The following is an 8,971-nucleotide window of genomic DNA, read 5'->3' as shown; positions in this document are numbered from 1 at the left end:
AAGAGCCCGATAGAATATCGAACTCTTTATTATCAAAAGATTATTTAATTTTGTCTAAACTTTTGGGTGCACTCTATTTTGAGGGATTTTTGTTTTTATTACTCTTATGCAAACCTGTAATGAAAATTAGCTTCCCACTCTCTGCTTAAGATCCTCGGCACCACCTGTTTTTCTTGGCTGCCCGTTTTTAGAAGAACCAAAGTTGTAGGTATAGGAGAGTGTTACTACTCGGGTATCTCTTTTTACAGCGAAGTTTTCAATATAATTATTGTAAAGACTTTGTCCATTGATATTACTCGTAAAGAACATATCCGTAAAAGAAAGCTTTAGGACACTGTTATTTTTAAATTTCTTTTGTGCACCAATATTCAGATACCAGTTTGAACTTATATCCAGATAAGCGTAGACCTCTCTTGCCTTATAATTTCCGGTAAGCTCAGCAGTGTATCCATTTCCAAGCTTAAAGGAGTTGATGCTGTTAATATTAAAAGTAAAGTTCCCTTTGTTATTGATCTGTGTTCCGGAAACATTTCCGGTATATGATCCGTAATAAAAATTAGCACTGTTGTTCATGTCCCACCATTTGGTCACCTTTATAGGAGCAATAAGGTATAATCCAAGATATGAAGCGGTGTTCAGGTTTTCAAAGGTCTGTACTGTTACATTCTGGCCAGCATCTACAATCGGTTTAATGATGTCTGTGATATTGTCTGATGTTTTGCTGTAGCTTAAGGTTGCAAAGTATTTATTACTCAAACTGTAGGTCAGCTCGTAGTTCATCGTCGTCTGTGGATTCAGGTCCGGATTTCCGGCTCTCATGGTGGTAGGATCAAGATAAAGCTTGAAAGGGTTCAGCTGATTGTAGCTAGGTCTGGTAATTCTTCTGCTTAAGTTAATTTCCAGATTACTTTTCTCTGTTACATCATAAGATAATACCGCACTAGGAAATAACTGAGTATAATTTCTTTTATTCACCTGATTGGTCGTAATCTGAGTACCCTTTACATTGGTGTTTTCCACCCTTAAACCTGCTGTAGCCTTAAATTTATCCCATTTTTTGGACAGATTTCCATACAATGCATTAATGTTTTCCTCATAGATAAAATGATTGGTCTTATTAGGATCCGGTACCAAAATTCCTGAGTTGACATTGAAAAACTTCATATCATTATCTGTTTTTACAAAGCTGGTTTTAATTCCGCTTTCCAGTTTCCAGTCGCCTTTGAAGTTTTTGGTCAGGTCTGATTTTAATGAATAAATATTAAGCTTTCCATTCATATCTCCTTTCATAATGTCAAGCTGATCCTGAGGAGGAGTTATGATATGCGTTCTCGTTTCAAAATTTTGCAAAGAAGAATTCGAATAGTTGATATAGTCAAAGTCAGTAGAGATCTCTGAGCCTAAAGAATCAAGAGTATACTTATGATTCAGGTTCACTGAAACATTGGTCCATTGATCATTGGATGTATTTTGAGTATTAAAGTAGCTTTCAGGAGTATAGGCACTGCCAAGGGTTGTGTTGGCATTATCTCCATTGAGACCAAATTTATTAGAGACCAATCCTACAGAAAAGCCAAGTACATTTTTATCATTCAGATAATAATCCATTCCCGCCTTTGCAATATGGTTATTGAACTTGAATTTCAAATAATTATCCTGTATGTAGGCCTTTTCAAAATTATTATTCACATAAAAATTCCGATCCAGAACCAATCCGTTGTAAGCCTCCCTGTAAGCAAAGCTGTAATTGGCGAAAATATTGATCTTCTTATCTCTGTGATTGATGCTGAAGCTGTTATTGTTCTTCACATATTTACCCATTCCTAAAGAAGTGGAAATACTCCCGTTCGTACCTTTTCTCTGTTCCTTTTTAAGTTTAATATTAATGATGGAAGATCCGGCTGCATCATACTTTGATGAAGGATTGGTGATAAACTCTATTTTATCAATGGTGGATGACGGCATTCCCTTGAGATAATTGGCCAGATCACTTCCTGTCATAGGCGTATTTTTACCATCAATCTGAATCAGAAGATTTCCCTTTCCGCGAAGACTGATATTATCATTGTTATCAATAGTAATTCCTGGTGCCTTTTCCAATACTTCAAAGGCCGAATTTCCGGTGCTCGCAATGCTGTTTTCAACATTCATGATCATTTTGCCATCCTGTCTCTCAATCATCGGCCTGGTCTTCGTAATAGTGACCGCTTCAATTGATTTTACATTCAGATCAATAGAGGGCAGGGTTGTATTTTCGATCAATGTAATGTTGTCCGAATGATATATTTCAGAACCATTTCTGTTGATTTTTAAACGATAGGCTCCCCCTTTGATATCATTGAAATCAAACTTTCCAGTGGAATCAGCAATTTCTGTTTTAATTAATTTATTATCAGCATCCAAAAGGATAATTTCCATTTGTTCTGCCTTTTCGGATTTAATACTTCCTGACAATGAGTAGCTTTGCATAGTCTGAGCAGAAAGTAAGCTGCAGAACAGCATCAGAATCCAGACAAATAGGAGTGAAAATATTCTGGTCATAGCGTTTTATTTTTTAGGGTTAAGACAGTTTTCTGAAATTGTAAGTAAAGCCGAATACATCACCTCAAGTTCATCCTTTGAGACTCCTTTCAAGGCAGTCTCGCGGTTTTTTTCGACAATATTCTGAACCTCTTTGATGACTTTTTTACCGGAATCTGTTACCTCCAGATTTGTTTTCCTGCGGTCATCAGGGTGAATATGCCTCGTGATATATTCTGATTTTACCATTAAATCAATAATCCTCGTCACAGACGCATTGTCCTTAAAAACTAGATCACCAATTTCATTCTGGGTAATTCCCGGGTTTTCCAGAATTGCTTTGATGATAAGCCACTGATCAATGGTAATGGTAAAGCCATGTGCTTTCAGTTGGCGTTGTGCATAGTTTCTATAGGCTCTGATTGCTTTGTCTATGTTATAGAATATGATTGAATTTAATTTTTCCATATTTTCAGATTAAAATGATTTATCAATTATTGATATATCAACTAATTTGTTGACGACATTTTTATTTTGTTACAATCTGCTTAAAATATTTTTATAAAAATTAAAACCTATCGGTGTTGATATTCATTTTTTAATGTTTTATTCTCTGTGTTTTTATCCATTAAATCACTTAATTTTACCATTGCAACAGAGCAGCCTTGGAGTAAGAAATGTGAGGAATATCTCTGGTTGTATTGTAGATAGGTATATTTTCAGACAGGTCCTTTTCATTATAAATATAGTAGTATGGGATATAATATTGAACTTGCAGACAGAGTACGGGAATGGCTTTCCAGTGTAGATAATATTGAAGTTGAAGAGAAGAAAATGTTCAGCGGGTTGGCATTTCTGGTGAATGGAAAAATGTGCATCAACATCAGTCATGATAATCTGATGTGCCGTTATAACCCGATATTGGAGGATGAGGTTTCTGAGAAAAAAGGCTTTCTTCCTATGATCATGAGAGGGAAGCAGCTCAAAGACTATTGCTATGTGGAACCTGCCGGATTTCAGCAGCCCTCAGATTTTGAGTATTGGATGAAAATTTGCCTTGAGTATAATCCTATTGCTAAGGCTTCAAAGAAGAAATAGGGTTGAGGGTGTTAGAGTGGGGATCCACTGTTGCAGTTTCCCCACTGTTCATCACTCATCATGTATTAATTTTCTTCATATAGATTTTTCCTTATTTGAATCAGAATTTTTGTCGTTTTTTCCAGATCAGGATAATCGGGAAGACTGGAGATTGGATGATGATGTTCAATGGACTCTATAAGATGTTCTGCTTTCTGCATTACCGTTTCATAGGGCCAGTTTCCAGCTTTGATATCCAATAATTCATCCCGGTTTTCCAAGCGAATTTGTAGAGTACAAGTAGTAAATATCTGTTCACATGATTGTAATAATCGGATGGTATGCATCATATTTTTACTGTCATAGTTCTGCCCATGGTTTTGGTTAACATTGTAACGATCTTCATTGCGTTCCTCTACCCATTTCCAATATTCCCTGTAATCTTTACAGTACGTAGAGTAGGCATCCAGATTACAAAATAGATAAGCTTCCGGACTTTCATCCTTGGGAACAGAGGATACAGAAACCTGATTCGCTTCCTCATGTTGTATAATTCCTTTATATCCCAATGTTTGTGAATCGTCATAAAATAAGGCAAACATTCCTTTGGTATGATCAATAGCCGTTAAGCCGCATTTTTCCTGAACTTTCCCATGTTCCAAAAGCCATTTTTTCAAAGGAATAGAACCTTGACCGTCCAGAATAAAGCAAAAATCAAGAATAGATTTTCTCTCTTTATCAATAGGATTTAAGATCTTTTTATTAAGGCCTTTCGCTTTTTTAATTTGAGAAATAGCATATCCTGCAAAAGTATCCTTGCATAATTTGGATAGAAAGTCTTCTATTTTCAATAAGTCCATCAATGGATTTTTCTTAAGGATACAATCTTCCGGACTTGCCAATATTTCCAGGATATTTGGATTATTTTTCTGTAAAAGTTCTACAAACCTCCCGATTTCATAATACGTAATATCATTCGTCTCATTAGAAATCTGTGGAATGTAGTTCAGTCTAAAGAAGTTTTCTTTGGGTAAGTAATACACTCCACGGATATCTGTATCAGAATTCTCGGTTGCCAACCCAAAAGCCCGGCTTCCGGAGATGGTTTCAAAGATAAGGAGGTTTTTGTCTTTGAGGTCTTGAATGGTCATAATTGGATATTAATAGTTTAGTCTAAAAAGTAAGGTGAAAATTCAATCTCCTGAATATATTCGGGGGATTAAACTACAATATCATGTGCATGGTTATTTTATATACTTGGTTTTAATCTTTTCAAATATTACTATTCTTTAACTAATAATACAAAGTTTAAAAAAAAGTGCGCATTGTTTTTGCGCACATTGTAATGTTTTATTTTTCTAAAAATATTTGTTCAATTAACAGAAAGAGAGATTAGAAGTAGCGTGATTTTAAAATTTGATATTGGGTTAAGCCTTTATGATTTGTAGAATCTTCAATTTTATTCTTCCATAATGGATCTAGCCTATCCAGAATATATCCTAATGCAGCACCCTTATCATATGAAGCATTTCTTTCCAAAAAGGAATAGGATTCCGGGTTTTTCTGTATAAGTTGTAAACCTTGAGTAAAGCTGATAATATCGCCATTATTATTGGTTATAAAATATCTTGGTTCATTTATCATATCCGAATATTTATACTCCAGATAACGGGCAGTTCCTTCGATGGCTTCACTATAGGTTTCACCAAGCAGCTGCGGCCATTTTTTGTATCGTATATTACGGATTTCAACCCATTGTTTCATTACAATATCAAGTTGTTCTGGATCTGTTGTTTTTAATCCTTTGTCTAATAATGCGTATTCTTTGTCGAGAAGGTTAAAATGCTCTTTGGTATAGGGATAATTCGCGATATAATCTTTACTATTGTGATCATACAACCAGTTTTTTTGTGCATAAAGATGAAAAGCCTCATGCATAGAAAAATATTTGAAATCAGGGAATGTAAATTCTTTTTTAAATAATTCAGGATAGTATTTAAAGGCTAGAACTTGTTTATTGTCTAATGTTGTATATGTAAACGCACTGGGAAACCAATATTCTAATGACGTTAATCCAAGGCTAGTTGTCGCATATACATCAGTCAGATAAGGATTGTTGGGAAAGTGTATTTTTTTATACTTTGTTGTATCGATCAGTTTACTTGCATTAATTAAGTAAATGTAATTCCAGATAGATTTATTTTTATCAGACCTGATCAAAATAAGAGGTTCCTTATCATAGTGGTATGCTGAGGTCCAGAGATGATCAGGTGACTGGTTAAATATTTTATATTGTACAGTCAGTTCGTCAAACATTTCTTTGTCTGTCTGATCTAGTTGGTTATATTTCTCTGCAGGTATTCTTTTGATTATAATAGTGAAAATAAATACAGATGCAATAACTGTGATAAATGTAATTGCTATAAGCTTTGCTATTTTTTTTAAAAAATTCATATGTTTTCAATTCAATTCTTTTGATTCAAAGATGTTTTTTTACTTTAAACTACCCCTGTTTTTAGGTATAAAATCAAATGTATGTATTTTTTTATTTCTTACTTTTCGTTGTTTTGGAACCTGATTTTGACTTTTTGAATAAATTATGAAAAATATGAATTTGAAAGAAGATTATTGTAGTGTAGGATTCTTGGTTTTTAATTTTTTGTAACACTAAAAATAATTTAATATTATTTCTGACATTAAATATGTGAAATAATTAATCGATAATTTTATTAATTAAGAGGTGTAGAAATTAATATTCATAGTGTTCTTTCTGTTAGAAAGTTTTGCATGGTAAGAATAGAATTTAGAGGATAGAGTGGAGAGATGCTTTTTTCAGATTATTGCTGTCTTCCGTATAAATGGGAGATAGCGCTATAATGTTTTTTTTTACCATTTTAATATCTCCCTAAAAACCCTTTCCATTTCTTTTTTATCCGCTTTTCCTCCGGATAAAGTCTTTGATTTTTTTTCATTATATGCTATAGTCTTCTCCAAAAAATCAAATAGTTCCCAATCATTCGGATGGTAGTAAGATTCTCCTTTTGTAGCTTTTAATGCTATAAGGTTTTCTATTTTTGCTTTGGTTTCATCATCCACCAATATAAGCAAATCACTGAATAATACCGGTGGAACACTTCCTTTTTCTATGATCCATTTCCCCGTTAATGCAGTTCTCAGACAATAAAAATAGCTTTTTAGCTTTACTTCATCAGCTCTGCAGGCTTCCAGATATTTTTTGCCCATGCTTAAATAGTGATAGGAAACTGCTATTGGTGAAAAACAGGCATCTGCCAAAGGTCTGAACAATTCCATAAACCTAGTGTCTTCCATGTAAACGATAGGAGAGTAGAACCAGCTCAATAAAGCAGCATTAGATTTTAGTAAAAGGTGAAAGGTCTTCCGTAGATCCCATCCGGAACCATCCAGATCATCCTCTGTCATAAATTCTATGGTTTCATCTTTATCCCAAGGCGAAAGGTACCAGTCTTTTTCATGGCAATATATAAATCGTATGTCATAATCACTGTCTGGAGAGGCAAAGCCCCACGCCCTGCTCCCTGATTCAACGGCCAAAAGAACTTTTACGCCCTTACTAGCCTCAACTTCTTTTATCTTTTCTATTATTTTTGGTGTCATTGTTTTCAATTTTATATTGCAAAGTAAATGGTGATGTGCGCAATCTTATTACGCAATAATTTTGGTAATTATATATTTCTTTACACAAGAATATTAAAAAGAAGAGGACTTATTTAGGTCCTCTTTGATTTTCTAATGTTCTTATTTTTTGTTTTAAAGAGTCAATTTGTTTATTTAATTGCTCCTTTTCAATACTAGATTTATCCTTATCTCTATTGAGTTTATAATTGAGAACTCCAATAACAGCCATTGATATTCCAAAAACTATTGATAAAATAATTGGAATGATTTTAAACCAATCTTTTTTAGGCTCAAGACTTTTAAGGTATTTAAAGTGTCCTCCTTTTGATTTAACTACTCTACCTAAGTCTGTTAAAACAAAAATATTAGTAGGTGTAGAAGAGCCTTTAATATATCCAAGTTCTAATAATTCTATCCTAATCTCATTTCCTATATTGGGAAAACTTTTCTTCTCTTCAGTAGTTAGATTGAGAAATTTTAATTCGTAATTAAGAAAGAAGCTTTTATAATCAGGAAGAATAACCATCAATTTATCAACTGATTCAAATATTTTATTTCTTTTACTTATATCATTAGTCATATGACTATTATTATTACTACGAACTAATTTTATCATAAATTAAGATTCTTTATCTTTCTTCTTAGGTTTATAAATCAAGGTTTGCTTTATTAATTGGTCAAACTTTGATAGTTTCTGTATAAACTCTGATTTTATTAATGGTGTTTCATCTATGTAGATTACTTTATTGGCATCCAGTATTAAGTAACCGAATTTGTCTTTAATATCATCTACATAGAAATACTCCTCACCATTTATAATGGTGTGTCTCACTTGTTCGTGTTTAAGCTGTTCACTTATTGTCATTGACATAATTCTTTGTACTTAGTTCGGATATTTGAATTTGATAACAAATATCTGAATTTTTCTTGGTCTGAGACCTTTCTCAGGTTAAATCTGTATACAAATTCATCAACATATTTTTGAAGATGCTTTTTAGAAACGTGATTATACATTCCTGAAACACTCTTTTTAAGTATATTCCAACTTCCTTCTATATTATTTGTATGTACAGAACTATCCTGCAAACTTACATACTCTTTTTTAGAATGGTCTATGATTCTATGGTCATAGTATTTATCTAAACCTGTATATCCTAACCATTCATCAGAAATCAGGGTTGTAGTTTCTGGATTTACATATCTACAAACTAATGGCTGAATACTGCTTCTCTTTGTATCAGGTACAACAAAGGCATTCATCTTACCATCTCTTTGAAGCATTCCCATTACTGGTGTTTTATCCTTAAAACTACGTCCCTGAGAGTTTTTAACCTTTTTGTCTTTGTGTCTATTCTTGTTCTTTCCCCCAATAAATGTTTCATCACATTCAACAACACCCTCTAACTCATTACCATTCTCAATACCAAAACAAGCTCTAATTCTTTGAAGCATGAACCATGCAGTCTTTTGAGTCACTCCAATATCTTTGGATAACTGTATAGAACTAATTCCTTTCTTATGAGAAGTCACTAGCCATATAGACATGAACCATTTACGAAGACTAATTTTTGAGTTTTCAAACAATGTTCCTGTTTTGACATTAAAGTATTTGCCAGTATTCTTACATCTATACTGGTTATTTGTAAATCGTCAGCAAAAAGTGTACTGATTTAGGCTTTCACTTAAGGAGTGTTTCATAAGAGATTAATTTTTAAAT

General features: G+C 33.2%; 9 protein-coding genes. 1 reads left to right on the top strand and 8 read right to left on the bottom strand.

Features of this window, described 5'->3' with window-relative positions; all coding sequences use genetic code 11:
- Positions 1-126: 126 nt before the first annotated feature.
- Both SCA31_RS22250 and SCA31_RS22245 read right to left on the bottom strand, forming a co-directional pair.
- Entirely contained in the window at positions 127-2,541 is a 2,415-nt protein-coding gene (locus SCA31_RS22250) for a TonB-dependent receptor domain-containing protein (protein ID WP_410699240.1), read from the bottom strand.
- Between the two features lie 6 nt (positions 2,542-2,547).
- Complete coding sequence (locus tag SCA31_RS22245; protein WP_410699239.1) at positions 2,548-2,988, bottom strand: MarR family winged helix-turn-helix transcriptional regulator; 441 nt, start codon at positions 2,986-2,988, stop codon at positions 2,548-2,550.
- Between the two features lie 285 nt (positions 2,989-3,273).
- Between SCA31_RS22245 and SCA31_RS22240 the strand changes: the two genes are divergently transcribed.
- Positions 3,274-3,618 carry a TfoX/Sxy family protein gene (locus tag SCA31_RS22240; protein ID WP_410699238.1) on the top strand — a complete coding sequence of 115 codons (345 nt, stop codon included), beginning with the start codon at positions 3,274-3,276 and terminating at the stop codon, positions 3,616-3,618.
- Positions 3,619-3,683: 65 nt separating this feature from the next.
- Here the strand turns inward: SCA31_RS22240 and SCA31_RS22235 are convergent, their stop codons facing one another.
- The 6 genes from SCA31_RS22235 to SCA31_RS22210 form a co-directional block, all read right to left on the bottom strand.
- The gene (locus SCA31_RS22235) at positions 3,684-4,748 is read right to left on the bottom strand and encodes a DNA polymerase beta superfamily protein (protein ID WP_410699237.1); all 1,065 of its coding nucleotides are present in this window, start codon (positions 4,746-4,748) and stop codon (positions 3,684-3,686) included.
- 241 nt (positions 4,749-4,989) lie between these two features.
- A complete protein-coding gene (locus tag SCA31_RS22230; protein ID WP_410699236.1) occupies positions 4,990-6,051 on the bottom strand; it encodes a hypothetical protein in 1,062 nt (353 codons plus the stop codon).
- Positions 6,052-6,483: 432 nt separating this feature from the next.
- Positions 6,484-7,233 (bottom strand): DNA polymerase beta superfamily protein, encoded by a 750-nt coding sequence (locus tag SCA31_RS22225; protein ID WP_410699235.1) that lies wholly within the window; start codon positions 7,231-7,233, stop codon positions 6,484-6,486.
- Between the two features lie 109 nt (positions 7,234-7,342).
- Entirely contained in the window at positions 7,343-7,870 is a 528-nt protein-coding gene (locus SCA31_RS22220; protein ID WP_410699234.1) for a hypothetical protein, read from the bottom strand.
- A gap of 3 nt (positions 7,871-7,873) precedes the next feature.
- Positions 7,874-8,119: a hypothetical protein gene (locus SCA31_RS22215; protein WP_410699233.1), complete on the bottom strand. Its 246-nt coding sequence runs from the start codon at positions 8,117-8,119 to the stop codon at positions 7,874-7,876.
- The gene (locus SCA31_RS22210) at positions 8,116-8,838 is read right to left on the bottom strand and encodes an IS1595 family transposase (RefSeq protein ID WP_410699232.1); all 723 of its coding nucleotides are present in this window, start codon (positions 8,836-8,838) and stop codon (positions 8,116-8,118) included. Before SCA31_RS22210 ends, SCA31_RS22215 begins: the two co-directional genes overlap by 4 nt.
- Positions 8,839-8,971 lie beyond the last annotated feature (133 nt).

It is taken from the genome of Chryseobacterium sp. SIMBA_028 (assembly GCF_046535285.1).
GTDB lineage: Bacteria > Bacteroidota > Bacteroidia > Flavobacteriales > Weeksellaceae > Chryseobacterium.
Note: the sequence above shows the minus strand (reverse complement) of the source record. Positions and strands in the feature narration are given on the sequence as shown.